The organism is Nostoc favosum CHAB5714 (genome assembly GCF_020829495.1).
GTDB classification, from domain to species: Bacteria; Cyanobacteriota; Cyanobacteriia; order Cyanobacteriales; family Nostocaceae; genus Nostoc; species Nostoc favosum.
In genome coordinates, this window is the sequence record NZ_JAIVFQ010000003.1 from 217,363 (window position 1) to 242,853 (window position 25,491).

Genomic DNA, 25,491 nt, shown 5'->3' on the forward strand with positions numbered 1-25,491 from the left:
AAAGGCAAATGATAAAGGACAAATGACAAATGACAAGTGACAATACAGGAGGAATCTCGAAATGGCAGTCCGCAGCACGGCGGCACCTCCAACCCCGTGGTCGAGGAATTTAGCTGAAGCCCAAATCCATGAAACAGCCTTTGTGCATCCGTTCTCCAATCTGATTGGGGATGTACATATAGGTGCAAATGTAATCGTTGCTCCGGGGACTACGATTAGAGCGGATGAAGGCACACCTTTTTATATTGGTGAAAATACTAATATTCAAGATGGTGTAGTGATTCATGGCTTGGAGCAAGGTCGAGTAATTGGCGATGATCAAAATAAATACTCGGTGTGGGTAGGTAAAAACAGTTGCATTACCCACATGGCTTTAATTCACGGACCAGCTTATGTAGGAGATAATTCCTTCATTGGCTTTCGCTCTACGGTGTTTAATGCCAGGGTAGGTGCAGGTTGCATCGTGATGATGCACACTTTGATTCAAGACGTAGAAATCCCCGCAGGTAAGTATGTACCTTCGGGAGCGATCATTACCAATCAGCAGCAAGCTGACCGCTTGCCAGATGTGCAAGATCAGGATAAGGACTTTGCTCATCATGTGGTTGGGATTAATCAGGCGCTGCGAGCTGGTTATCTTTGTGCTGCGGATAGCAAATGTATTGCACCAATTCGGGATGAGAACACTAAATCTTATATAGGTAATGGTGTTACTGTTTTAGAGCTAGAAAGGAGTAGTGAAGTGTCGAGCAATAGCTTGGGTGCAGAAACAATAGAGCAGTTGCGCTATCTATTGGAACAAGGGTATAAGATTGGTACAGAACACGTAGACCAGAGACGGTTCCGCACGGGTTCTTGGACTAGTTGCCAACCAATTGAACCGAGATCCATCGGTGAAGCGATCGCAGCATTAGAAAGCTGTGTAACAAGCCATAGCGGCGAGTATGTCCGGCTGTTTGGTATTGACAAAGATAGACGACGTGTGTTAGAAAGCATCATCCAACGCCCGGATGGTGATGTTAAACCAGCTACCAATTTTAAGGCTCCGGCTAGTAGTCATAGCAATGGCAGCTACAGCAGTAGCTACAGCAGTAATGGTAATGGTAACGGCTCTAGCAGTGGTAAAGTCAATGGCGAAACTGTAGAGCAAATCCGCCAACTTTTGGCAGGTGGTTACAAAATTGGCATGGAACACGTAGACGAGCGCCGTTTCCGCACTGGTTCCTGGACTAGCTGCAAGCCAATTGAAGCAACTTCTATAAATCAAGTAATTTCCGGCTTGGAAGAATGTATAGAAAGCCATCAAGGCGAGTATGTGCGTTTAATCGGCATTGATACCAAAGCCAAACGACGGGTATTAGAGAGCATAATCCAACGTCCAAATGGTCAAGTAACCTCCTCTGGTAGTCAGAAATCATTTACTAGCAGTGGGGCCTCTGCTAATGCTACGGCGACAGTTACTAGCAACCGTTTGAGTACAGAAGTGGTAGACCAACTCCGGCAATTATTGGCCGGTGGGTATAAAATTAGCCTTGAACACGTAGATGAACGACGGTTCCGTACAGGTTCCTGGACTAGTACTGGTCAGATTCAAGCCTCCTCAGAAAGAGAAGCGATCGCAGCCGTAGAAGGACACCTTGGCGAATATCAAGGGGAATATGTACGCTTAATTGGTATTGACCCCAAAGCCAAACGGCGGGTATTAGAAACAATTATCCAACGTCCAAATGGTCAAGTAGCCTCCTCTGGTAGTCAGAAATCATTTACTAGCAGTGCGCCTTCTGCAACAGCAACAGCAACAGCTACCAGTACCCGCTTGAGTACTGAAGTTGTAGACCAACTCCGACAATTATTGGCTGGCGGCTCTAAAATTAGCCTTGAACACGTAGACCAACGGCGGTTCCGTACAGGTTCCTGGACTAGTACCGGTCAAATTCAAGCCTCCTCAGAAAGAGAAGCGATCGCAGCCGTAGAAGGACACCTTGGCGAATACCAAGGGGAATATGTGCGCCTAATTGGTATTGACCCCAAAGCCAAGCGTCGGGTATTAGAAACGATTATCCAACGGCCTTAAAAAGTTAGGAGTTAGGAGTTAGGAGTTAGGAGTTAGAAGTTGAAAAAAATTGTTAATTCATAACTCTAAACTTAAAATTTATAACTTCTTACTTTTAATGAACTCCTAACTCCTCACTTATAACTCCTAACTCTCTATTTTCCGGCTTCCGAGGTTAAAATTTCCATGTCTGTGCCGCTACTGCGCCTCAGCAATAACTTTGATTCTTATATTAGTGGTGAGGTGACTATTCATCCAAGCGCAGTACTTGCACCTGGGGTGATCCTCCAAGCGGCTGTGAACAGCAAGATCATCATTGGGCCAGGGGTCTGTATTGGGATGGGAGCAATTCTCCAAGTCCATGAAGGAACCCTAGAGGTACAAGCAGGCGCAAACTTGGGAGCCGGTTTTTTGATGGTTGGCAAGGGCAAAATTGGAGCAAATGCTTGCATTGGTTCGGCAACAACAGTTTTTAACTGTTCAGTTGAACCTGGACAAGTAATTGCGCCTGGTTCAATTTTAGGAGACACCAGTCGGCAAGTTGCTCAAACCAAGCAACCAGAATCATCCACGAATAACCCTACGGCTACAAGTGCGCCACCGCAGAAGGAAGAGAAAAATGGCTCAGGGGGAGGTAAGGAAAAAGAAGTTTCCTCAACTAAATTCTCAGCTTCAGCTTTTGTGGATTTCAAACAAAATAAGTCGATTTCTTATTTTAAATCTCCCGCCACTCCAGAAAGCCAGTCTCCTCCCGTAGAAGAACCCGCCAATGATGTTGACTTGACCTTGCAACAATCCGCCCAAGAGTCTACAGAACATGACTCAGACCCCAATCAGCTAACCACAGAATCTGCTAACGGTTTCGGGACTCAAATTTATGGGCAAGGGAGCATACACAGGCTGTTGACTACATTGTTTCCCCATAGACAATCCTTGAGCGACCCAAACTCTGACGATTAGTCCGAGTAAGTGTTAATTGTAAGTTGTCAGCTTTGTGATTATCTGGGAAAGTTCATAATGGAAACATCTAATCAACGGTCTATGAGTACCATGCATGGAGCGAGTAGTCAAGAAACCTTTCAGGACACTGCTTTGGGTTTAGTTTCTACCCGCAGCTTTCCAGCAATAGTTGGGACGGCGGATATGATGCTCAAATCAGCAGGAGTTCACCTAGTTGGGTATGAAAAAATTGGTGGCGGGCATTGTACTGCGATCATCCGAGGTGGAATTGCTGACGTGCGTCTTGCGGTAGAATCTGGTGTCCAAACGGCTGAACAGTTTGGTCAGTTGGTTTCTAGCTTAGTGATTCCCCGACCTTATCCCAACCTAGATATAGTACTTCCCATCACAACCCGTTTTACTAAATTGATGGAAGAGGGGAATTACAGCCGTCTGAGTAACCAAGCAATTGGTTTGGTAGAAACGCGAGGATTTCCGGCGATGGTAGGAGCATGTGATGCCATGCTTAAAGCTGCTGATGTTCATTTGGCAGCATACGAAAAAATTGGTGGGGGATTGTGTACAGCGATTATTCGGGGTTCCGTAGCAAATGTAGCAGTAGCAGTGGAAGCAGGGATGTTTGAGGCAGAACGCATTGGGGAATTAAATGCAGTAATGGTAATTCCCCGACCGCTAGATGAAATGGAGCAAACTTTGCCATTAGCAAGCTGCTGGATAGAAGAACGCGAACCGTTAAACTTGCCAGTGAATATTAAAGAACAAGTTGCCGAAATTGAGGTACTAAGATTACCAGATTTAACCAAACTACCGACAAAAATTGCAGAAGAATTATGGAATGATGAATGATGATAGATGAATTTGCGAAAATCATCATTCAGCATTCATCGGGAAGTGAAAGGAATCTTACGCTTTTCTTGTTGTTCTGATAATAGCTTCTTAAATCCATAAATAAAATACCTTTCTTTTAATAGAAGTAATAGAGTTTTGTCTATAATATATTAAAACTCATAACTTTCTATGAGCATCGCTATATAGGACTCGTATTTGATTTTTGAAAAAATCAATACACCCCGAAAAGGCTTCTTGCCCACTCCCTACTCCCCGCCTATCGCGCTTGTGCTGCGCTTCTCTGCGAGACGCTTTGCGAACGCGCAGCACACAAATAATTTCAAAAATCAAAGCGAACTACTATAGCATTTGCAAGTGTTCAGTAATCTAGTTTTATATTGATGAATAGCTATTTACAGGAGAACCACCTTTGAAGCAAGCGACGCTGCACCAGTTAAAGGTATTCGAGGCGGCAGCACGGCACAGTAGCTTTACTCGCGCTGCTGAGGAATTGTTTCTCACCCAACCTACCGTTTCGATGCAGATCAAGCAACTCACTAAATCTGTAGGGTTGCCATTATTTGAGCAAGTGGGGAAGCGGTTGTATCTCACCGAGGCAGGACGAGAATTATTTGCCACTTGTCGGCAGATTTTTGAAAATATAGCCCAGTATGAAATGAAGGTTGCAGATTTAAAAGGGCTAAAACAGGGACAATTACGTTTGGCAGTAATTACAACAGCAAAATATTTTATCCCACGTTTGTTAGGGCCGTTTTGCCAACTTTATCCAGGGATTGATATCTCTCTGCAAGTAACGAATCACGAACAAATCTTGGAACGGATGAATAATAATCTGGACGACTTATATATTATGAGCCAAGTTCCAGACAATATGGATGTGACTTGTGAACCATTTTTAGAAAACCCTTTGATAGTCTTTGCACCAGTTAATCATCCGTTATCCAAGGAAAAAAATATTCCGATCCAACGCCTATCTAACGAACCTTTTATTATGCGGGAACCAGGTTCAGGAACTCGTCGCGCCGTCCAAAGTCTATTTGAAGAACAAGGGGTTATAGTAAAAGTCAAGCTAGAATTGGGAAGTAACGAAGCAATTAAACAAGCGATCGCAGGTGGTTTAGGAATTTCTGTTTTATCCCGTCATACTTTACTATTAGACGCCTCAGAGTTTAGCATTTTAGATGTACAACACTTCCCCATTCAGCGAAATTGGTACATGGTTTACCCATCTGGCAAGCAGCTATCTATCGTCGCTCGTGCCTATTATGAATATCTCCTAGCTGCGGCAAAGAATTTTGTAGAGCAAAACGCTGATATTGCTTCTAGTACCCTTGAACCAACTCACGGGTAATTCATAATTACGAATTACGTTAGCGTAGCGGGGCGTAGCCCATTACGAATTACGAATTACGAATTACCTAAAGGGGTTGACGGCTAGACTGGGAAGCATTGACAATTAACCAGCAGAACCATTAAAAATGGGGGAAAACTGGCAGTGGTTAACCCGGAAATACCGTCTTGGCGCAAAACAGTACAAAGCGAGATTGTAGCTGTTACAGTGTACGCTGACAGAGCATTGGTTACACGGCGAGGTGTAGTTGATTTAACAGGAATTGAACAGGAACTAGTAATTAGCCCAGTGCCAGAGACTCTGGAAAGTGAGTCTGTTAGGGTTAGTGGTACAGGTACGGTAGGGGTGCGTTTAGTGGGAGTAAGTAGCGATCGCATCTACACCACTGAACCTGTAGCGGAACGAGTCGCACATTTGACAAGGCAAATTCAGCAACTAGAAGCAGAAAAACGCCACCTGCAAGCCCAAGTAGATGCTTTAGCATTACAGTCTAGTTTTATCGACGGGTTGCGTGAAAAAACAGAGGAACCCTTTGCACAGAGTTTGTCTCGGAAAAATCTCAGCCTTAGCGAAACTTTGGATTTTTTGAACTTTCTCGGAAGCCAGTATAGTGAGTATGCGATCGCATCTGGAGAGTGCAAAACTCAACAGCAGGAATTAGACAAACAACTGCAAGCTCTCCACACCTCATTGCAAATAATCCAAACACCCCATCCTAAAGAGAGTTTTAGCTTAGTTGTAGGAATTGAAGTTGCAGGTGAAGGCGAGTTTGAGCTAGAGGTATCATATTTGGTGAATCGCGCCAGTTGGACTCCGCTATATGACTTGCGCTTTAGCACCACCAGCGATATTGTCCATCTGAGCTACCTTGCAGAAATCACTCAAAGCACTGGCGAAGATTGGATTGGTGCAAATCTCACCCTTTCTACCGCTAAACCGGGATTAGGTACACTCCCACCCAAACTTGAACCCTGGTATATTGATGCCCCCCGTCCACAACTTTTACGACAACGACGATTTTCTGCCCAGCCACCACTCCTGCCTACCATAGCAGCCTCTGCTGGTGAAGAAAATTGGCAAGAACAAGACGAAGTTATAGAGGATAGTCTTATCCCAGCAGAAATCGTTACAGCAGAAGTATCCAAAGAAGGGAGTGTAGTTATCTTTAAATTGAATGGTGGCGGTAACATTCCCAGTGACGGCGCACCTCATAAAACTACAATTTTCAATGATGATTATCCTTGTAGCTTCGATTATGTGGCAATGCCACGCTTAGTAAGCTTTGCTTATCTGCAAGCCAATGTAAAAAATAGTCTCAACGGTGCAACTTTGTTACCAGGCAAAGCGAATATTTTCCGCGAGAATGTTTTTATTGGGACAACTCAGCTAGAAAATATTGCACCAGGGCAAGAGTTCAAACTGAACTTAGGGATTGATGAAGGTTTGAAAATTGAGCGCGATTTAGTTGAACGTCTGGTAGACAAAAGATTGATTAGCAACCAGCGTCGGATTACTTATAGTTATCGGTTGTTCATTACTAACTTATTAGAGAAAGAAGTAAATCTAGAAGTAACTGAACAATTACCAGTTAGTCGCAACGAGCAAATTAAAGTGCGTCTGAGCCGCAGCAACCCGCAAATTCAACTTGGTGAAATGGGGATTTTAGAATGGCAGTTAACTCTTCCACCCCAGGAGCGACGAGAGATATATTACCAGTTCATTGTTGAGCATCCGCCTGAATTAATGGTTGTTGGGTTAGACATTTAGATTATAAATCAATACGCTTGGGTTAAGGCTAAAACTTTTTGTCAAAGTTATTTTTTAACGAACCGCGTTCGCGCAGCGTCTCGTTAGAGAAGGACGCGTTCGCGCAGCGTCTCGAAGAGAAGGAAGAGAAAAAAGAGAAGGAAGAAATGCTTAACTGAACTGTATTGGATTTTGAGCCTAATATTGTACATTTTTCTGGTCGAGCATTTCACTTTTTAAGGTGGATCAAACAGACCATAATCCATTGAGGTAGGCACAGCGATGAGCAAGGACTTGAGGCACATTTTCTCGTTTCCATTGTGCCCCTAAATCTTTGTTCTACGGTCAACCTGTTTAACGGCAGATTCAACCGAACCAGAACCAATCAAACAAATTTGTTCAGCTTATTGATTTTCGCCCTCTTTGCAAAAACTGGGATGCTCCCCAAAAATATTGGATACAATTTATCAAAAACCCTTTGTTACAAATTAATTATATTTTTGATAACAATCATGAGTTTTATATGAGGTTTTATATGAGGTTTTATATGAGGTTTTGAACTAAGTTAAATCAAAAATAATGCCATAATAATCAGGAATACCTTAAACAAGCGCCCATATTGTCATTACGTTAGTAGATTTCTTCTTCGGATTTCCTTATTTTCACATAATTTGGTTTTATGTTGCCTACTTACTTTTGCCTCTGTTGAGATAAGGGAAGCTGACTGAGATATTGGGTATTCCTGTTCAGGATGTGCAGGTTGTAGCTTTTTCAAAACAGCAAATCGCTACCCCACAACTTAAAACATTGACGACAAACTCGGAGTAAAAGGAAACTATTGTCGAGTATATAGAGTGTGCAGGTTTTGAGAGTCAGGGAATCGCCACTCTCAAACAGGGTTCCGAGGAGGGCAATCTCACTATGACAACAGATGTGGAACAACTAGCTCTAGATTGGCGAAAGCGCTTGGCTGCGGAATATCCAGACCAAAATGAAGCTGCTAGGCAAAGTATTATTCTCTGGCTGTTGGGATCTGACTCAAAACGGTTTGATCTGTTTAACCCTAAGGAACTCGATATCGCCAAACAAGCGATGGAATATCGCTGGAGAATTTTACGTCAACGCTATTTGGGACTAGGGCGAGAACGTGCTTATCGGAACTTGATAACGCGATTGGGGAGTTTAGTAACATTACGGAATAAAATTCAGACTTGGGTTGCCCTCAGCCGCGATCGCCAGCGTAGTGTGATGGATATATTGCAAGCAGTACTCCAAGAATTACTGCAAACTGATGCCTACATGCAACAACAAATGGCTGATATTGCCAAATATACAACTGATAGACGATTGAGGGATGCTCTGCTATTTGCCAGTGTAGAAGAATATTGTCTGCGACCAATACGCAATCAACCCTTATTAGCTTATCGGTTTGTGAATTATTTGCGTCGCACTCAGCGTGGTGGCTTAACCCAAGTGCCGGGCCGTGACTTAATTAGACTGCTGTCAGAAGAAGTTCTCACAGACAACAATGACAATCGAGTTAACTTAAGCTAATGAGCATTTAAGTTGCATAAAAGCAGGGCTGGAGCCGCTTACTACAAGCTAATCAACGTGGAAAAATGAACGACGATTAGCTTAGTGGATAGTCAGGCGATCGCAGAATTTATTGAAGCATAACAGCTAGAGGAACAACTTGTGCTGCGTCAGTCAGTACAAAAAGAATTTGAAAATTATTTACAAGAAAATCTGGGAACAGACGCAGTAGAGTGGCTACAACTGTATTTACAAGGCAAATCTAAGAAGAGAGGGCCTAAAAAAACAAATTTACCAAGATATCTTTCGCACACCAGATTACTTCTAGTTTGACCCAGAAACCTTAGAATTTACAGGGTTCCATTTGCTTGATGGTGAATATCAACCCTTGGAACCCAATCCCCAAGGCTGGTTGTGGAGTCAACAGCTAGGTTTGTATTTGGGGGTTTCTCAAGAAAATTTACGTTTTTTCACTCCTGAAGCAGAACTGGTTCCAACACCGGAAGAAGTTGCACAACAGGCGAAGCAAGGTAGCGATCGCTTGGCGGCAAAACTGCGAGAATTAAATATAGATCCAGATACTATTTAACCTTTGCGCTATCTTGCTTGAGCCTGTTGGCGCGAATGCTATGGATCTTCAGGAAAAACCCATTTTGGCGGTTCCGTCATTTTTTTTCGCAGACGTTCTTGTGCCAACTCCAACATTTTGTCTAAGGGAGTCTCTTCAATAAATTTTGCAGCGGCGTCTCTAAACTCGATATTCGGGCATTTATCCCCTAAAACACACCCGTTAACACAGGCTACAGCGCAGTTAATGTTTTGCTCCACAGTAAATTCCTCTCTCTAAAAGTTATGAGCAGAGACGCGATTAATCGCGTCTGTACAGGAGTTATAATTTTCACTCCTAACTCTTTACTATCAGGCATTACCCTCCAGGTAAATTTTACCTTGCCAGTTGCCATCCCATTAGTCTAAATACTTACCATTTAGAAAGTTATCAATTATGAGTTATGATTTGGACTCCTAAGTACAGACGCGATTAATCGCGTCTCTCCTCACTCTTATGAAAGGCGCTCATGTCAGAAGTTTTTGCTACTACTGGAACTATCGCTGCGATCGCCACTGCTGTTGTCCCCCAACAGGGTAGTGTTGGGATTGTGCGGGTGTCCGGTTCTCAAGCAATGGCTCTAGCCCAAACTCTTTTTCACGCACCAGGGCGACAAGTTTGGGAAAGTCACCAGATTCTCTACGGTTACATTCGCCATCCCCGGACGCAACAACTGGTAGATGAAGCCCTGTTGCTGATTATGAAAGCCCCCCGTTCTTACACGCGTGAAGATGTGGTGGAATTCCATTGCCACGGGGGAATTATGGCAGTGCAACAGGTATTACAACTGTGTTTGGAAAACGGTGCAAGACTAGCCCAACCTGGAGAATTTACTCTCCGCGCCTTTTTGAATGGACGATTGGATTTAACTCAAGCCGAAGGTATTGCTGATTTAGTGGGAGCGCGATCGCCTCAAGCTGCCCAAACTGCCTTAGCTGGTTTGCAGGGAAAATTAGCTCATCCGATCCGGCAGTTACGCGCTAACTGTTTGGATATTTTGGCTGAAATCGAAGCTCGAATCGATTTTGAGGAAGACCTGCCTCCGTTGGATGATAAAGTCATAATATCAGAAATCGAGAAAATTGCCGCAGAAATCAGTAGGTTATTGGCAACCAAAGACAAAGGTGAGTTGCTACGCACAGGTTTAAAAGTGGCAATTGTGGGGCGTCCAAATGTGGGTAAGTCGAGTTTATTGAACGCTTGGAGCCAGAGCGATCGCGCCATTGTCACTGATTTACCCGGTACAACCCGCGATGTTGTCGAATCGCAGTTAGTTGTCGGGGGAATTCCCGTACAAGTGCTAGATACTGCGGGGATTCGGGAAACAACAGACCAAGTGGAAAAAATTGGTGTAGAGCGATCGCGTCGTGCCGCCAATGCAGCTGATTTAGTCTTGCTTACCATCGACGCTTCAGCAGGTTGGACGGAAGGCGATCAAAAAATTTATGAACAAGTGCAACACCGTCCATTAATTCTAGTTATTAATAAAATTGATTTAGTAGAAGAAGGCGAAAGCAAAAATCTTCAATCCCAAATCGTTCGACTTCGCTCAGTCGAAGTCCCAAATCTAAAATCTAAAATTGTCACAGCAGCAGCCCAAAATCAAGGGATTGATGCTTTAGAAACAGCAATTTTAGAAATAGTTAAAACAGGAGAATTGCAAGCTGCTGATATGGATTTAGCCATTAATCAAAGGCAAGCAGCAGCCTTAACTCAAGCTAAAATTTCCTTGGAACAAGTACAAGCAACAATTGCCCAGCAACTACCTCTTGATTTCTGGACAATTGACTTACGCGGTGCAATCCAGGCACTAGGAGAAATTACTGGTGAAGAAGTTACAGAATCAGTTTTAGATAAAATTTTTAGCAAATTTTGTATTGGTAAATAAAGGATAGATTGCCAAAAGCGAAATACAACCCAACATTTCTACTAATATTTGTGAAGTTTTACTATTATTTAACTGAACCTGCAATTGATAACTAAATGTACATCTCAATTCGCCAAGCAACCATACAAGATACGGTGATAGTCTCGGATGTCTTGTTAGAAGCAGCTTTGTGGCTCCATAAGCGTGGTATGCCTCTGTGGCGTGATAGCGAGGTTTCGCCAGAAAGTATCTCGGAAGATGTTGCTAATGGCTTGTTTTTTATTGCTGAATGTGCAGGTGAACCAGTTGGTACAATCAAGTTTCAGCTTGAGGATTTACTTTTCTGGCCCGACATTTCTCAGGAGGAGTCAGCATTTCTACATCGTCTTGCTATTCGGCGACATTACTCTGGTGGTAAAGTCTCTTCAGCACTGCTTACTTGGGCAGTCAAGCATACACAAACACTTGGTAGACATTATTTACGTTTAGATTGTGATGCTTCGCGTCTGCGCTTAAGAGCGATATATGAAGGCTTTGGTTTCCGTCACCACAGCGACAGACAAGTTGGTACTTATTTTGTCTCTCGCTACGAATATGAAATACCTTCGGCATATAAAAGGCATTTAACCCGAACCAAACCTTGACTTTGCTACCTAACGGAAATCTTAGCTTCCCGTCTTTTAATTTGACAACCTGACTAGGAAAAGTTACTAAATTTAAACCCCCTTTCCTATAGCCTGGTAATTTAGGTTTTTGAGTTACAATTCCTTTCTTAATGCCTTTTAGTAACCCGACATAGGACTTAAACGATTCTGCAACTGTAGTTAAACATTGTTGTGCAACTTGAGAATACATTGCACCAAAGTGCGAATTCTTTCCTAACTCACGATGCAAATCAAACTTACTCGGAATCTTGCCTGTTTTGAAAAACAATTGTCTAGCGTAGTAGGTTCCGCAATTAGCAAGCTTTGTGGATTCACTGCACAAAAATTCTAAAACTGCTTTTAACTCTGAATTGGGATTTATTCTAATTTGCTGACATCCATACATTTGTTTTAACTCCTTCCGTCTATGTTAGCATAAAAGCACAAATAATGTTAGTGCATTATGAAAACAAAATCAATAACAATTAGATTGTCTGAAAGAAGAAGATATAAATTAGAATTATACGCTGCTCAAAACGATAGAACAATAACTAGTCTTATTGAAGAATGGATAGACAGTCTAAAACTTAAAGAAAATTCTGAAGGCGGTTAAAACCGCTCGTGTCGTTTTTCATCCCTGCTCTAAAGAGACAGGGCGCTCATTCTCCCGGTTTATTCTTGTAAAATTTCAACGCAAAGTACTTTGAATAAATTGGGTAGCCTACACTGACCTGACGGTACAGTGTAGGTAGTTAACATCATGTCAAGTTAACTAAAACAAGTCCAAATCTGTTACAGCACCAATACTGCTAGAAGATACCAATTTGGCATATTTCGCCAACACGCCTTTAGTGTAACGCAAAGCGGGGGGCTGCCAGTTGGCACGACGACGAGCCAATTCTTCTTCAGATATATTCAATTGCAATAAACGAGCAGGTGCATCAATAGTAATACTATCGCCTTCTTCTACAAGAGCGATCGCACCACCAACGGCTGCTTCTGGAGCAACATGACCAACCACCATGCCGTAAGTACCGCCAGAAAAGCGTCCGTCGGTAATTAATCCCACAGCATCACCCAAACCAGCACCGATAATTGCTGAGGTGGGAGCCAACATTTCTCGCATCCCAGGCCCACCCTTAGGCCCTTCATAGCGGATGACTAGAATATCACCAGCTTGAATCTTACCGGCCAAAATTGCATCTAAAGAGGCTTCTTCCGATTCAAACACCCGTGCGGGGCCGGTAATTACTGGTTTTTTAACACCAGTAATTTTAGCTACAGCCCCTTCCGTTGCCAAATTACCTCTGAGAATAGCTAAGTGTCCTTGAGGATACATCGGGTTATTCCAAGTCCGAATCACATCTTGATTGGCAGATGGCTCTTCTGGTATATCTGCCAATAACTCTGCAATCGTTTGACCAGTGATTGTGAGGCTATCACTATGTAATAAATCATGCACAAGTAGCATTTTCATTACTTGCGGAATGCCACCAGCTTTGTGCAAATCTGTAGCCACATATTTACCGCTTGGTTTTAAATCACACAAAACGGGAACACGGGCGCGGATAGTTTCAAAGTCATCCAGCGTTAACTCTACATTAGCGGCGCGGGCGATCGCTAAGAAATGCAATACTGCATTCGTCGAACCACCCACCGCCATAATCACAGAGATGGCATTCTCTATAGATTTGCGGGTGATAATTTGCCGGGGCAAGATTTGTTTGCGAATGGCTTCGACTAACGCAAATGCCGATTTTTCCGTGCTGTCGGCTTTTTCGGCATCTTCGGCTGCCATTGTCGAAGAATAGGGCAAACTCATTCCCAGCGCTTCAAATGCTGAAGACATGGTGTTAGCCGTGAACATTCCCCCACAGGAACCAGCGCCAGGACAAGCGCGACTTTCGACTTCTAATAATTCCTTGTCGTCAATTTTTCCAGCACTGTATTGACCAACAGCTTCAAAAGAACTGACAACAGTCAAATCGCGTCCGTTATAGTGACCGGGTTTAATTGTGCCACCGTAAACAAAGATAGCAGGGATATTCATCCGTGCGATCGCCAGCATTGCCCCGGGCATATTTTTATCACAACCACCAATCGCCAGCACACCATCCATACTTTGTCCAGTACAGGCGGTTTCAATGGAATCGGCAATAACTTCCCGCGACACTAGGGAATATTTCATCCCTTCAGTTCCCATCGAAATCCCATCGCTAATGGTAATCGTGCCAAACATTTGTGGCATTGCTCCGGCGGTTTTTATCCCAGCTTCTGCTATGAGCGCTAGTTGATTTATCCCCATATTACAGGGAGTGATTGTACTGTAGCCATTGGCAATACCCACAATGGCTTTGTTGAAATCTTCATCTTTAAAACCAACTGCACGCAGCATAGCTCGATTAGGCGATCGCTGCACCCCTTGCGTCACAATTTGGCTTCTTAAATTCTCCGACATAGTTACATCATCCTCTGACTTGCATGTATAAGTATGATAGGTAGCAATTTTTGACATGTCCAATATATATTTATGAATATTTGAGACTTATAAAATATCAAAACTATGGAACTGCGACACCTGCGCTACTTCATTGCTGTAGCTGAGGAACTACACTTTAGTAAAGCCGCAGAGCGACTTCACATCGCTCAACCGCCCTAAGAGGCAGTTTTATTTGATTCGTGAAAAATATAAAATTTGAAAACGAACCGCAAAGTATTGGCTTTGGGCGCAAAGGGAAGAAAGAAGAAAGAGATATATAATAATACCATCCTTGACAGTTTAAAGCCGAGTGCATTTTGTCACAGTTGGCGCATGTTTGGCTTTGCACCTGAATTCTTCAACATTAGACTTTTTGCGTAAATAAAAAATCACACCCCATTTCTAAGAGCGATCGCTTAGGAGTGGGGTGTTAGTCACTTCTTCATCAAACCTGATTTTCTCATGTATATGCGGCGCGATCAAACCTTAACAAGCATTGGTAATTCTGTATTTCTCAGATGTGCTTGTGTTACCTCTTGCATAAATCAAAAATAATAACCCCACTCCTAAGAGCAAGCGCTCAGAAGTGGGGTGTTAGCCACTTTTACAAGAGGTCTATTAAATTAAAGGATAATGTCGTTTGCCACTAGTTGTGGTGTTCCTGTCAGCCCAATCTCAAACTCAGCCGACAGATCCCCATCAGTGCTAGCTTGAAGGATACCTCCTGAATAACGAACCTGACCGGCTGCGGTGAATGCGCCAGACCCAATGAAAGTAAAGGCTTGGTTGCCCCCTACAGTAGAGTTAGCGTCAATGGTAGATAGATCGATTTGATCACCTGCAAAGATACCGTTTCCAACGAAGTCAGTGATAACATCCCGTGAAGAAGCAGCAGGACTATCTGAAACTGAGTTGAAATCGAAAATATCACTCCCTGCACCGCCAGTGAGAGAATCACTCCCTGCACCGCCAGTGAGGATATCGCTGCCAGCACCTCCATTTAGGCTATCGCTACCTGCACCGCCAGTGAGGATATCGCTGCCAGCACCTCCATTTAAGGTATCGCTACCAGCACCTCCATTTAAGGTATCGCTGCCGACACCTCCATTTAGGCTATCGCTGCCAGCACCCCCATTTAGGATATCGTTGCTGGCATTGCCGTTGAGGATATCGCTGCCAGCACCCCCATTTAGGATATCGTCGCCGGCATTGCCGTTGAGGATATCGCTGCCAGCACCCCCATTTAGGATATCGTCGCCGGCATTGCCGTTGAGGATATCGCTGCCAGCACCCCCATCTAGAGCAGGGCGCAAGATTAGCGGGGAACCGTTGACGGTATTGTTGTCATTGAAAATGGTACCGTTGATAATTGCCATTAGTGAGTTTTTCCTGAATTTAGAGGGTAAAAAAATAACCGCGTCACTTCGCCATCAGAAAACGGTGTTGCTGATTAAGAGTATGAATTTGGTTTCCTCCACAGGCGCAAGGAAACAGTTTCAAACATTTAATTTTTGAATTTCACACTTTTATCCAGCAACGCCGAGAAAACAAGGCAAAGAAATAACGAGTGGGAAGACATAACTGAATGACACCTAATTAGAACAGGTGTTTGCTGTTAAGCCTGAAGATTTCAGAAGATTAAAAAAGCACTGGATGTATTGATGATGTTGGCATCCAAATTGTGCCAAGAGTGATGTTTGATGTTATATTCTTGTACCTGATGTCTTAACTGATTACAGTAGGCTGCTAAAAAACAAGCAGATTTCCTCCTACGGAATTGCATAGGTTTTAGAACGTTTTGATTCTATTCAGAATCACAAGACTATGATATTACCCTCAAGGCTAATTTTTTCTATCTATAAGAAAGAGTAATTAATATTGTTTTATTTATCTCGCCAGAGCAAAATCTGAAACCTTTGCTTAGATAGGGTTAGTTTTGCATATTGAGATTTGTTGGGTTGTTTATGTAGTTATGTATAAGGAAGTAATTGCCAATACGTTAAAAGCCTTGTTGATAAGTGCGTAGGCGTAGCCCGCCGTAGGCATCGCTGCACCGTTGCGTTAAAATTGAGCTTCTCAAATTCTCCGACATCTTTTTTACTTCCGTGGCATCATCGCCAGTGTTGCGATTCTATTATTTGATTTTCTCATGCATAGCCGGTGCGATCAAACCTTAGCAAGCATTGGTAATTCTCTATTTCTCAGATGTGCTTCTGTTACTAATTAAAGAGATTAGCAATCTTAATCTTAAGGATGAAGCCAATATGAGCTACTTTTTTAGTTAAATATCCTTTCTTAGTATTTAACTGTGCTTGATTACAGCAATACCATCCTTGACAACTTAAAGACGAGTGCATTTTGTCAATTTGCCTAAATACAAAAATCAATTTGCATAACAATAATCACTATAATAGGACTTACGCATTGACAAGAAATATTAAATATGGATCAAGGTTAAAAACCATATCTTTCGTAAGGGCACAGCATTGCTGTGTTCCTACAGCATGGTCTATTTACGATCGCAGAATAATTAAGAAAAGCCTAAAACAACCTATTTTAGGTAATGCACATCACGATACATTTGTACAGTGCGTAACTCCTATATAAAAGGAAGAGGTAAGTTAAGCTTACCTCTTCCCGCGACTGTTAAATTATTAGAATTCTGCCTTGTGCTTTATTTTCAAGACAGGTCTATTAAATTAAAGGTTAATGTCGCTTGCGACTAGTTGTGGTGCTCCTGCTAGGCGAATCTCAAACTCAGCCGATAGATCCCCATCATTGCTAGCTTGAAGAATACCTCCTGAATAACGAACCTGACCAGCTGCGGTGAATGCGCCAGATCCAATGAAAGTGAAGGCTTGGTTGCCCCCTATAGTGGAGTTGGCGTCGATGTTAGATATATCGATTATGTCACCTAGCAAGTTACCGTTTCCAAAAAAGTCATTGATAATATCCCGTGCAGAACCAGCAGGACTATCTGAAATTGAGTTGAACTGGAAACTATCGTTACCTGATCCTCCACTGAGAGCATCAGTCCCACTACCGCCAACGAGGCGATCGTTGCCACTACCGCCAACGAGGCGATCGTTGCCATTACCACCGCCAAGGACATCGTTGCCATCACCACCGCCAATGACATCGTTGCCATTACCGCCAATGAGGCTATCGTTGCCACTCTCACCGAGCAGGGTATCGTTGCCAGTACCACCGACAAGGGTATCGTTGCCATCACCACCAATGAGGCGATCTTCGGCACCAGCACCAGCAAGGACATCGTTGCCAGCACCGCCAACGATACTATCCCTACCAGCACCACCGGTAATGACATCGTTGCCAGCACCACCGATAAGGGTATTGTTGCCAGCACCACCGGTAATGACATCGTTGCCACCACCGCCATCGATGCGATCGTTGCCACTACCACCGAGAAGGACATCACTGCCACTAGTGCCGTTAATGACTCTGTTACCACTACCGCCGAGCTGGACAGAGTTGTTAGGAGGATTGACGGTAAGGTTGTCGATGTCGGGAATAATGCTAGAGAGATCGGGAATGACTGCCATAAATGAGCTTCTCCTGAATTTAGAGGGTAAAAATTACCTCGTCACTTCACCATCAGAAAACGGTGTTACTAATTAAGAGTATGAATTTCCTTTACCCCAAAGGCGCAAAGGAAACAGTTTCAAACATTAAATTTTTGAATTTCACACTTTTATTTAGCAATGCCGAGAAAAGAAGGTGGAGAAATAACAAGTGGTAAGAGATAAATGAACTACACCTGATTGGAACAGGTCTTTACTGTTAAGTCCAAAGATTTGAAAAGCACTGCATATATTGATGATTTTGGCATCAAAATCGTGCCAAGAATCATTTCTATATCCTTATGCTTTATGTATTCATTGGTTACAGTACTAGGCTGCTAGGGAACAAGCAGATTTTCTAGTACAGAATCGCATAGCTTTTACGATGTTTTTACTGTATTCACAATCACAAGATTATAATATTACCCTGAAGGGTACTTTTTTCTATCTATAAGAAATAATAATTAATCCTCTTTTATTTGTTTCGCCATAAAAAAATCTGAAACCTTTGCTCAGACGGGGTTTTGTAATTTATATCTGAATAATAAGGCCATGATAGTGCCCTGAGGGTAGTTTGTTTTATTTATAAAAAAAGTGGCATTAATTACCACTTTTTTTTATAAATTTCTGATGAATTTTAACGAGGTAAAGGTAACCCTGTAACGGCCACTGCTCCAGCGATCGCACTGGCTGCAAGGGAAGTTAATGCTGTCCCAAATAACCACCACGCAGCGTTTGCAACGGTTTTTTTGGTTTCTTGGGCTTGCTTTTTAGTTTGCTCTTGGATCGCTTTTAAGCGTTTTTTTGTTTCTTGTTGAATGCGTTCAGCTCGTTGTAGTACGCCATCCCGCGCCGCTTCTATTTGGTCGATGATTCTATTAGCATCCTGTTGAGAAATATCTTCACGAGAACTTAATACAGCAATTAAAGTATCACGATCAAATTGACTGAGCCGATCGCGCAATGCTTCAAATCCAGCTTGCGGATCGTCGAACACTTTCGCAAAGTCTTGCTTAATTCCTTCATAGTTGAGTTCGGAACGATCAAGCGAGTTGAGATAGTTGCGAACTCTAGCAAAAACTCCATCAAGCACTGATTGCACTTTTTGCTGGATCTGCTGGAATTGTTCGACAATGGAGGTGCGAACAGACTCAATTTGATCCACAATCCGGTTCGCTTCCTCTTCTGAGATATCTTCCCGTTGGGATAACAGCGCCACAATTGTCGAACGATCAAATTTGGAGGCGCGATCGCTTAAACTCCCAATTCCAGCGCGGGGAGAAGACAACAGCAATTGCAAATCGCGTTTAATTGCTTCTGGGTTGAGTTCTTCTTTGTTAGTGTTACGTAGGTAATCTTCGAGATTGGCTTCAAAATCTAAAGCTTGTTGAGCAGTACGCTTGGCTAAACGTCGTGGCGCTCTCACAATACTAGCGATCGCATCTTGTGCCTGATCAATGATCTGATTAACTTGCTCTTGGCTCAAGTCTCCCCGTTGACTTACGAGTTTAACCAAGGTTTCTCGATCCACATGAGACAAGCGATCGCGCAGTGCTAAAGCTCCAGCTTTTGGATCATCGAGTAATTTTTCTAAATCCCTCCTGATACCTTCGGGATCAAGTTCTTCTAAGTTGGTATTGCGGAGATATTCGGCGATCGCTTTTGTAGTTTTTTCGTACTGTTCTTTCGCCTGCTGCGGTACTTGCAAAATATTATCTCGGACTGCTTCAAGCTGATCGAGAGTTTGATTTATCTGTTCTTCGCTCAAATCCTGACGCTGACTGAGCAATTGTACTAATGTATCGCGGTCAAATTGCCCGAAGCGATCGCTTAAATCTTCAAACCCAGCTTCTGGATCTTCCACCAATTTGGCAAAGTCACGTTCAATACCTTCAGGGTTGAGTTCTTCTTTCCCCGTCGAACGCAGATAATCTTCAATGCGGGTGCGGAAATCTTGCCCTTTTTCTCGCGCTTGGGCCTGTTTTACAGTTTCTAAAACTTCCGAGCGATCGCTTTCCATTTGTTCGGAAATTTCTTTCACCCTAGCTTCACTGATATCACCTCGCTGCTTCAGCAAGTTGGCGAAATATTCAAGATTGAGTTCTTCCAACTCCCGTCTCACAGTTGTCGGATCTGCATTAACGTCATAGATGAGTTCTTTAAATTCATCTCTTAGGGTAATGCGGTTAAAATGCCAAGGGAACGAATTCAATATGTAGTCTTCTACATCCGCCTTAATTGTGTTTTCGGGTGATATCGGCAACCTTGCAGATACTTGTTCAGTTGCTTGATCTCTGAACTTTTGAAGTTGTTCTGTGATTTGATTGACATCGACATCTTGAACTTTTTCTTTCAGTTTTTGCAACTGATTAGTAATTTTGTTGACATCGATATTGGAAAAGTTGGTCTGATCCAGCACTGCTGGTACAGCCGCGCTCAAGCCATAGCGAATAGCTTGCTTGATTATACCATTGGTTTGCTTGCCATTCCCACCTCCGACTGTAACCAGTTCTTGAAGGCGTTCACCTAATTGCTCTGAATTCAATTCTTCGGGAGTAGCAGACTTAAGCAAATTAATTACTTGTTCTGTGGGATTGCTGCGATTCAAAGCTTGTTCCCAAGCACCTTGAAATTGGTCGGCAATACGATTGATATCTTCTTGAGATAAATCTGTGCGACTGCTAATTAAATCAACAAATGTTTGACGATTGATATTTCGCAATAGGTCGTTATTAGCTACAGATTGCAAATCTGTATCTTTAAGAAGCTGGTCAAATTGGTTACGAATTTCTGTGATATCAAGCTTTGGTAATTGCAGAGAACCTAAAGAACTTTGGAGTGTAGTTCTAATATCTTCAGGATTAAAGCCTGAAGTTAATTCTCGCCGGACTGCGGCTGTAATATCTTCAGCAGTAGAAACTAACTGTTTTTTCGCAGTATTAGCACTGATGCCAGCAGTTGCTGTACCCATCAGAGTTTGAAAACCAGAAGTGACAGTACTAGCGATAGAACCAATAAAAGAACCTACTGCTGATGAACCGAACCAAATCACCAGTGAGAAATAGGTAGCCCAGATGACTACACCGATAATTGCACCTAGAGATTCACTTTCGATTAAGCTAAGTTTTACCGCTAGAAAACAAGCAATAAATAATGCAATACTAACGGTTAGTAACGCCCAAGCACCAATTTTAGTCTGAACTGAACGAATTTTACTACCCAAACTTTCTGAATCATCATCAGAATCTGAGTCAATTTCCCAAGATGAAATTCCGACAGCGACTGAAAAATTAGTCAATAATAATTGAAAGGCAAATGCCATTAAGACTCCAGCCAGCAATGCTACCAAGAATTTAGGCCCAGAAAAAAGAACTGATGCTTCTTCTGGAGTTAGTGCTTCCTGAGCTATTATTGGCGCTAATCCAACAGATAGCCAGTTCCATGCCCAAATAGTTAAAACACCTTGAAACATAGTATTTTCCCACTTGTAGTCAATTAAATAACCATTGATAAAATGGCTTACTCATCAATGTACTTGCCAGTTATATAAATTGACACTTTCTTAGGTAAGAAGCTTGGTTGCCAAAAGTCGTATCTTACAAAAAACAAATGTTTTTATTAATTTTTACCTAAAGAAAATAATGTGAAGTTTGGTAATTTTAGATTAATTTATTTGATAAAATTCAATCTGCTTGGTATTAGTAAAATTTTCCTCCAAAACTTTAAACTGATACATAGTTATATCTTTATTATTATAATTTACATTTAATAGATAGGTTTGTAACAAAAATTTAGCTGATTTTAAAACTAATATTTTAGAGATTGTTTTGATAAATCAAATAATCAGCATCTAATTTTCATCAGGCATAATTTATTTGATTATTAAAATTTGTTGCTATCTTTAGATAAAACCACGTATGTCTAATGATAGAGATAAAATTTCTTCCAACAGATTGATGAAATGTAAATAGAAACATGTATTAATAAGGGAATTAGGAGCTATAAATTTAGTGAATAATTTATTTTTGCTGAGGAGAAAGAATAATGGTTGTAGGTGTACATAAACGTGGTGTAGGTGTATTTTCTCATCGTCGAGATGTTGAACATGCCCTACATGAATTAAAAAAAGTTGGTTTTGACATGAACAGAGTCTCTGTCATCACCCAGGATGGAGACAGAGATGATATTTCTGGGGCTGAAGTACGCGATCGCGTTGGTGATAAATCTGACGAAGGTGCTAAAGTCGGAGCAGCTACAGGCGGTGCTTTGGGCGGATTGACTGGTTTATTAGTCGGTCTTGGTACTTTGGCAATTCCTGGAATCGGGCCAATTATGCTGGCTGGAGCCGCAGCAACAACCTTAGCTACCACTCTCGCTGGGGCTGGTATTGGTGCAGTAGCTGGTAGTTTGCTTGGTGCATTAGTTGGTTTAGGAATTCCCGAAGAACGAGCCAGAGTTTACGACGAACGCGTGAGACGGGGACACTATTTAGTCATCATAGATGGCACAGATACAGAAATTGCCACAGCAGAAGCAATTCTACATCAGGGTGGTGTGGAAGAGTTTGGCATTTATGAAAATCCAGATGCTAGAAATGCAACTGCGGATTATGTCGCTCCAACATCTAATGTTGCTGATAGTAGTGTTGCCAAACGCGCGATTGGAGTCTTTTCTCATCGCCGAGATGCAGAGTCAGCAATTACAGAATTACGAGATGCAGGTTTTCCCTTAAGTAGAGTTTCCATCATAGCCAAGGATACAAACGGTCATGGGATCGCTGGTGTAGATGTAGATAAAAATGTCGGCACAGGTAATAAAGCGGACGAAGGTGTAAAAGCTGGAGCAGCTACAGGCGGAGTTGTAGGCGGCTTGACTGGCTTATTAGTTGGTCTTGGAACTTTAGCAATTCCTGGAATCGGGCCTGTAATTGCAGGTGGTGCAGCAGCGACGGCTTTAGCATCAACAGTAGCTGGCGGTGCGATCGGTGCAGCAGCTGGCGGTATTGTTGGCGGACTCGTTGGCTTGGGAATTCCTGAAGACAAGGCGCGAGTTTATAGCGATCGCTTCCAAAAAGGCGACTACTTGGTAATTATCGATGGTACGGAAGCTGAAATCCGCCAAGCTGAAGCGATTCTCAGACGTAGAGGTATTGAAGAATTTGCTATTTATGATGGCACTGATTTAGGCGAACATCGCCCAGGTTTAGACCGAGGAACGCATCACGATACAGCAGTTGTGAATAGCGATCGCACCAATTATTCAACCGGCCTTCATGGAGACGATCCTGCTGTAATCATTGTTGACCGTCGTGATGAAACACTTTAACCCAAAGTAGTTGTCACTCACACTAATTATCCAAAAAAAATTGCAGGAGCAAGAAGATAAAAACTTTGCTCCTCACTTAAGAAACTTGCTCCTCACTTCTGCCGTGAATATCCACAAACTCGACAAGTTTCACTTTCCGATTCAGAATTAAACCTATGCAAAAGCTAACTCCCTTCTTAATTAGTTCACTTTTAATTTTTGGTGTAGCTGCTTGTGATAACGCTTCTAAAACAACTGTGTCTGCACCCGATCCTAATGAAGCACCAACCGCGCCAAGCGTAGAAACAACACAAGCTGCTCAACAAGACGCTCAAAGTGAAGTTCGCAGAAGACAACTTAATTCTGATATCCGTGCCCGCGAACAGCGCAATAATACAACTGGTGGCGATACAGACAGAGCTACAGGTGATCTAGCAAGTGAAGTTCGCTCCAAGCTGGAGGCAAACATACCCAAGGGTCAACTAACAGTTAAAGCAGCAGAAGATGGAACTGTCACTGTTGCAGGAACTGTGAACAATCAGCAGGAATTGGCTAAGATTGAACGTTTAGCTAAGGAAATTAAAGGTGTCAAAGCTGTAGTTGTTACAGCAACAGTTGCCCCACCAACCAGGTAAGATAGCTAACATCAATCCAAGTGAGTAGGTAGGCATAAATAAATTTAGATGCCCCTGCTCAGTCTTAGGGGTCAGTTATATTTATTACTGACCATTAATAATTGACAACTGACGGTCTTAATAATTATATTTATTGACGTTATGTCAGTTATAGAAACTCTTGTACTTGCCGAAAATAAAAACTATGGAAACTGAACAACAGCAACGTGAATCCATCAATGCCTCCTTATCACAAGGCACGCTAGCGCTTGAAGGTACAGATACTGCAAACTTGCCAAAGTTACCACCAGCACCTGAACCGGAATCTCAATGGCAGCAAATTAGTAGACAAGTTTCTCAATTTTTGGAGCAATTGCCCGAATATTTAGGTAGCTTTTTTAACAACTACAAGCAGCCTTTAACAACAGTTGGTTTGATTTTGGCGGCGATTGTTACAGCCAAGGTAGTACTAGCAGCACTGGCTGCAATCAATGATATTCCATTACTATCACCGACTTTTGAGTTAATTGGAATTGGTTATGCCACTTGGTTTACTTCCCGTTATCTACTGAAGGCTTCAACCCGGCAAGAATTAGCCGATGAAATTCAATCACTGAAAAACCAATTTGTAGGCGAATAAATTTATCAACCATTAAACTAGTACACTGTGGCGTAAGTTTGCCAACCTTATACCATTTCTTTGTGAGGCTGCGCCAAATTTTCTTTCTTCTTTGTGTCCTTTGCGCCCTTTGCGGTTCGTTCCTCATATAGTTTGGCGCATCTTCATACAGAATTGGTATTAGACCTCTTGCATAAATCAAAAATAAAGAACCCCACCCCGCATTTGAGTAAAGCAAACGCTCCCCTCCCCGATGCTTTGGGGAGGGGTTGGGGGTGGGGTGTTAGGGACTTTTGTAAGAGGTCTCTTTACTAGCCTTAGCAGACTAGTACCGCAAGGTAAAAGTCAAAAGTATTGTATTCCAAGCTCTTGCGCCATTAGAAATAGTATGTTTATTTACGCGGCCATCGTACTAGTTTGTATGGTTTGCTAATTAAATATATACAATCTAAATGTTCACATTCCCGACTTTTTAGACAAGTCGGGAATTTTGTAATTATCCTATTTCGGATACAAAAGGCAGTAGGGACACAATAATGTTCATTGCTGTCAGTGTCAACTTCAGCTAAAACGCTTGTTTTACAACATGAACGTAAATTAGATGGATTTAGCCGGACTTCATATTAGTCTTTTCGATACATCAAAAGATAGAGAGCATAACATTATATTTAATTTTAAATCACTTCTAAAGATAGTAGATCGAAGATGAAAAACAACCTAATCTAGGCTTTGAGGTTATTTAATAGATTCTTTAACGAGGACATAATTTATGGCTAATGAAGCAGTTAATAAAGGTATAGATTCATCTGATCGAGCCGAAGTAGATACATACGATCGCGGGATTATCCCAGCTGAAACAGCTGCTCGTATGGAAAGAGAGGGAACTCTGTACAAAACACTCCCCACAGAAGAAAGGGAGGCGGATGCACCTACCGATGACCAAACCGATCCGGAAAGTATACGCACCACTGATGGATACACCGTGGACAAAGAAGGTTTGTTAAACAACTATGCAGTTGAACCGGAAATGTACTACGAAGAACCGGGTGATGCACGCAAAGCAGCAGCAGAAGATACAGCTCAACGTATTGAAGAACTCGCAGAAGTTAATCAGGACGAGGAAGGCAAGTTGACCGAAAAGGGTGATGCACGCGGTAGAGGCCCAGGAATAGTTTAATTACAACCATCCTTTTTGCTGGGTGCAATTACACGTAAGAAGGTTAAATAAGCACTTTGTAGAGACCCAATCATTGCGTCTCTACTTATACAGCGTATTTCAGGTAA

16 protein-coding genes and 6 pseudogenes are annotated in these 25,491 nt (G+C 42.4%); 16 read left to right on the top strand and 6 right to left on the bottom strand.

What is annotated here, in order from left to right:
• Positions 1–61: 61 nt before the first annotated feature.
• The 6 genes and pseudogenes from ccmM to LC586_RS04115 form a co-directional block, all read left to right on the top strand.
• Positions 62–1,726: pseudogene (gene ccmM, locus LC586_RS04090) on the top strand (beta-carboxysome scaffolding protein CcmM); the annotation flags it as partial.
• A 102-nt stretch (positions 1,727–1,828) separates the two neighbouring features.
• Positions 1,829–2,074 (top strand): annotated as a pseudogene (locus LC586_RS42525) (RuBisCO small subunit-like domain-containing protein); the annotation flags it as partial.
• Positions 2,075–2,239: 165 nt separating this feature from the next.
• A complete protein-coding gene (ccmN, locus tag LC586_RS04100) occupies positions 2,240–3,013 on the top strand; it encodes a beta-carboxysome scaffolding protein CcmN (protein ID WP_229483189.1) in 774 nt (257 codons plus the stop codon).
• Positions 3,014–3,070: 57 nt separating this feature from the next.
• On the top strand, positions 3,071–3,859 hold the full coding sequence (ccmO, locus tag LC586_RS04105) for a beta-carboxysome assembly protein CcmO (protein WP_229483190.1): 789 nt from the start codon (positions 3,071–3,073) through the stop codon (positions 3,857–3,859).
• Between the two features lie 412 nt (positions 3,860–4,271).
• Positions 4,272–5,213: a LysR family transcriptional regulator gene (locus tag LC586_RS04110; protein WP_229483191.1), complete on the top strand. Its 942-nt coding sequence runs from the start codon at positions 4,272–4,274 to the stop codon at positions 5,211–5,213.
• Between the two features lie 144 nt (positions 5,214–5,357).
• A complete protein-coding gene (locus tag LC586_RS04115; protein WP_229483193.1) occupies positions 5,358–6,980 on the top strand; it encodes a mucoidy inhibitor MuiA family protein in 1,623 nt (540 codons plus the stop codon).
• A 225-nt stretch (positions 6,981–7,205) separates the two neighbouring features.
• Here the strand turns inward: LC586_RS04115 and LC586_RS04120 are convergent.
• A pseudogene (locus LC586_RS04120) lies at positions 7,206–7,363 on the bottom strand (ISKra4 family transposase); the annotation flags it as partial.
• 517 nt (positions 7,364–7,880) lie between these two features.
• On the opposite strand from LC586_RS04120, the pseudogene LC586_RS04125 reads away from it, so the two are divergent.
• Positions 7,881–8,789, top strand: a pseudogene (locus LC586_RS04125) (HetZ-related protein 2); the annotation flags it as partial.
• Positions 8,764–9,081 (top strand): annotated as a pseudogene (locus LC586_RS04130) (Uma2 family endonuclease); the annotation flags it as partial. The pseudogenes LC586_RS04125 and LC586_RS04130, both read left to right, overlap by 26 nt.
• Positions 9,082–9,119: 38 nt before the next feature.
• Here LC586_RS04130 and LC586_RS04135 read toward each other — a convergent pair.
• Positions 9,120–9,320, bottom strand: a complete 201-nt coding sequence (locus LC586_RS04135) for a hypothetical protein (protein WP_229483194.1) — start codon at positions 9,318–9,320, stop codon at positions 9,120–9,122.
• 248 nt (positions 9,321–9,568) lie between these two features.
• Between LC586_RS04135 and mnmE the strand changes: the two genes are divergently transcribed.
• The 3 genes from mnmE to LC586_RS04150 all read left to right on the top strand — a co-directional run bounded on the left by mnmE (position 9,569) and on the right by LC586_RS04150 (position 12,223).
• On the top strand, positions 9,569–10,987 hold the full coding sequence (gene mnmE / locus LC586_RS04140) for a tRNA uridine-5-carboxymethylaminomethyl(34) synthesis GTPase MnmE (RefSeq protein ID WP_229483196.1): 1,419 nt from the start codon (positions 9,569–9,571) through the stop codon (positions 10,985–10,987).
• Positions 10,988–11,082: 95 nt separating this feature from the next.
• Positions 11,083–11,610, top strand: coding sequence for a GNAT family N-acetyltransferase (locus LC586_RS04145; protein ID WP_229483198.1), 528 nt, complete (start codon positions 11,083–11,085; stop codon positions 11,608–11,610).
• Between the two features lie 463 nt (positions 11,611–12,073).
• The gene (locus tag LC586_RS04150; protein ID WP_229483199.1) at positions 12,074–12,223 is read left to right on the top strand and encodes a hypothetical protein; all 150 of its coding nucleotides are present in this window, start codon (positions 12,074–12,076) and stop codon (positions 12,221–12,223) included.
• 159 nt (positions 12,224–12,382) lie between these two features.
• On the opposite strand, the gene ilvD is transcribed toward LC586_RS04150, so the two are convergent.
• On the bottom strand, positions 12,383–14,068 hold the full coding sequence (gene ilvD, locus LC586_RS04155) for a dihydroxy-acid dehydratase (protein ID WP_229483244.1): 1,686 nt from the start codon (positions 14,066–14,068) through the stop codon (positions 12,383–12,385).
• Between the two features lie 105 nt (positions 14,069–14,173).
• Here ilvD and LC586_RS04160 point away from each other — a divergent pair.
• A pseudogene (locus LC586_RS04160) lies at positions 14,174–14,266 on the top strand (LysR family transcriptional regulator); the annotation flags it as partial.
• A 446-nt stretch (positions 14,267–14,712) separates the two neighbouring features.
• On the opposite strand, the gene LC586_RS04165 reads toward LC586_RS04160, so the two are convergent.
• From LC586_RS04165 to LC586_RS04175, 3 genes are all read right to left on the bottom strand, one after another.
• Entirely contained in the window at positions 14,713–15,465 is a 753-nt protein-coding gene (locus LC586_RS04165) for a calcium-binding protein (protein WP_229483201.1), read from the bottom strand.
• 1,323 nt (positions 15,466–16,788) lie between these two features.
• The gene (locus LC586_RS04170) at positions 16,789–17,652 is read right to left on the bottom strand and encodes a calcium-binding protein (RefSeq protein WP_229483203.1); all 864 of its coding nucleotides are present in this window, start codon (positions 17,650–17,652) and stop codon (positions 16,789–16,791) included.
• A 655-nt stretch (positions 17,653–18,307) separates the two neighbouring features.
• Positions 18,308–21,142: a coiled-coil domain-containing protein gene (locus LC586_RS04175; protein WP_229483205.1), complete on the bottom strand. Its 2,835-nt coding sequence runs from the start codon at positions 21,140–21,142 to the stop codon at positions 18,308–18,310.
• Between the two features lie 572 nt (positions 21,143–21,714).
• Between LC586_RS04175 and LC586_RS04180 the strand changes: the two genes are divergently transcribed.
• From LC586_RS04180 to LC586_RS04195, 4 genes are all read left to right on the top strand, one after another.
• Positions 21,715–22,995: a histidine kinase gene (locus tag LC586_RS04180; RefSeq protein WP_229483206.1), complete on the top strand. Its 1,281-nt coding sequence runs from the start codon at positions 21,715–21,717 to the stop codon at positions 22,993–22,995.
• A 155-nt stretch (positions 22,996–23,150) separates the two neighbouring features.
• Positions 23,151–23,609, top strand: a complete 459-nt coding sequence (locus LC586_RS04185; protein WP_229483208.1) for a BON domain-containing protein — start codon at positions 23,151–23,153, stop codon at positions 23,607–23,609.
• 184 nt (positions 23,610–23,793) lie between these two features.
• Complete coding sequence (locus LC586_RS04190) at positions 23,794–24,228, top strand: CAAD domain-containing protein (protein ID WP_229483210.1); 435 nt, start codon at positions 23,794–23,796, stop codon at positions 24,226–24,228.
• 748 nt (positions 24,229–24,976) lie between these two features.
• Entirely contained in the window at positions 24,977–25,384 is a 408-nt protein-coding gene (locus LC586_RS04195; protein WP_229483211.1) for a hypothetical protein, read from the top strand.
• Positions 25,385–25,491 lie beyond the last annotated feature (107 nt).

What these genes read in the sequence shown, in the direction of transcription:
- ccmN (WP_229483189.1), top strand. Translation starts at nt 2,240, where the DNA reads ATGTCTGTGCCGCTACTGCGCCTCAGCAATAACTTTGATTCTTATATT.
- ccmO (WP_229483190.1), top strand. Translation starts at nt 3,071, where the DNA reads ATGGAAACATCTAATCAACGGTCTATGAGTACCATGCATGGAGCGAGT.
- mnmE (WP_229483196.1), top strand. Translation starts at nt 9,569, where the DNA reads ATGTCAGAAGTTTTTGCTACTACTGGAACTATCGCTGCGATCGCCACT.
- LC586_RS04145 (WP_229483198.1), top strand. Translation starts at nt 11,083, where the DNA reads ATGTACATCTCAATTCGCCAAGCAACCATACAAGATACGGTGATAGTC.
- LC586_RS04150 (WP_229483199.1), top strand. Translation starts at nt 12,074, where the DNA reads ATGAAAACAAAATCAATAACAATTAGATTGTCTGAAAGAAGAAGATAT.
- ilvD (WP_229483244.1), bottom strand. Translation starts at nt 14,068, where the DNA reads ATGTCGGAGAATTTAAGAAGCCAAATTGTGACGCAAGGGGTGCAGCGA.
- LC586_RS04165 (WP_229483201.1), bottom strand. Translation starts at nt 15,465, where the DNA reads ATGGCAATTATCAACGGTACCATTTTCAATGACAACAATACCGTCAAC.
- LC586_RS04170 (WP_229483203.1), bottom strand. Translation starts at nt 17,652, where the DNA reads ATGGCAGTCATTCCCGATCTCTCTAGCATTATTCCCGACATCGACAAC.
- LC586_RS04175 (WP_229483205.1), bottom strand. Translation starts at nt 21,142, where the DNA reads ATGTTTCAAGGTGTTTTAACTATTTGGGCATGGAACTGGCTATCTGTT.
- LC586_RS04180 (WP_229483206.1), top strand. Translation starts at nt 21,715, where the DNA reads ATGGTTGTAGGTGTACATAAACGTGGTGTAGGTGTATTTTCTCATCGT.
- LC586_RS04185 (WP_229483208.1), top strand. Translation starts at nt 23,151, where the DNA reads ATGCAAAAGCTAACTCCCTTCTTAATTAGTTCACTTTTAATTTTTGGT.
- LC586_RS04190 (WP_229483210.1), top strand. Translation starts at nt 23,794, where the DNA reads ATGGAAACTGAACAACAGCAACGTGAATCCATCAATGCCTCCTTATCA.
- LC586_RS04195 (WP_229483211.1), top strand. Translation starts at nt 24,977, where the DNA reads ATGGCTAATGAAGCAGTTAATAAAGGTATAGATTCATCTGATCGAGCC.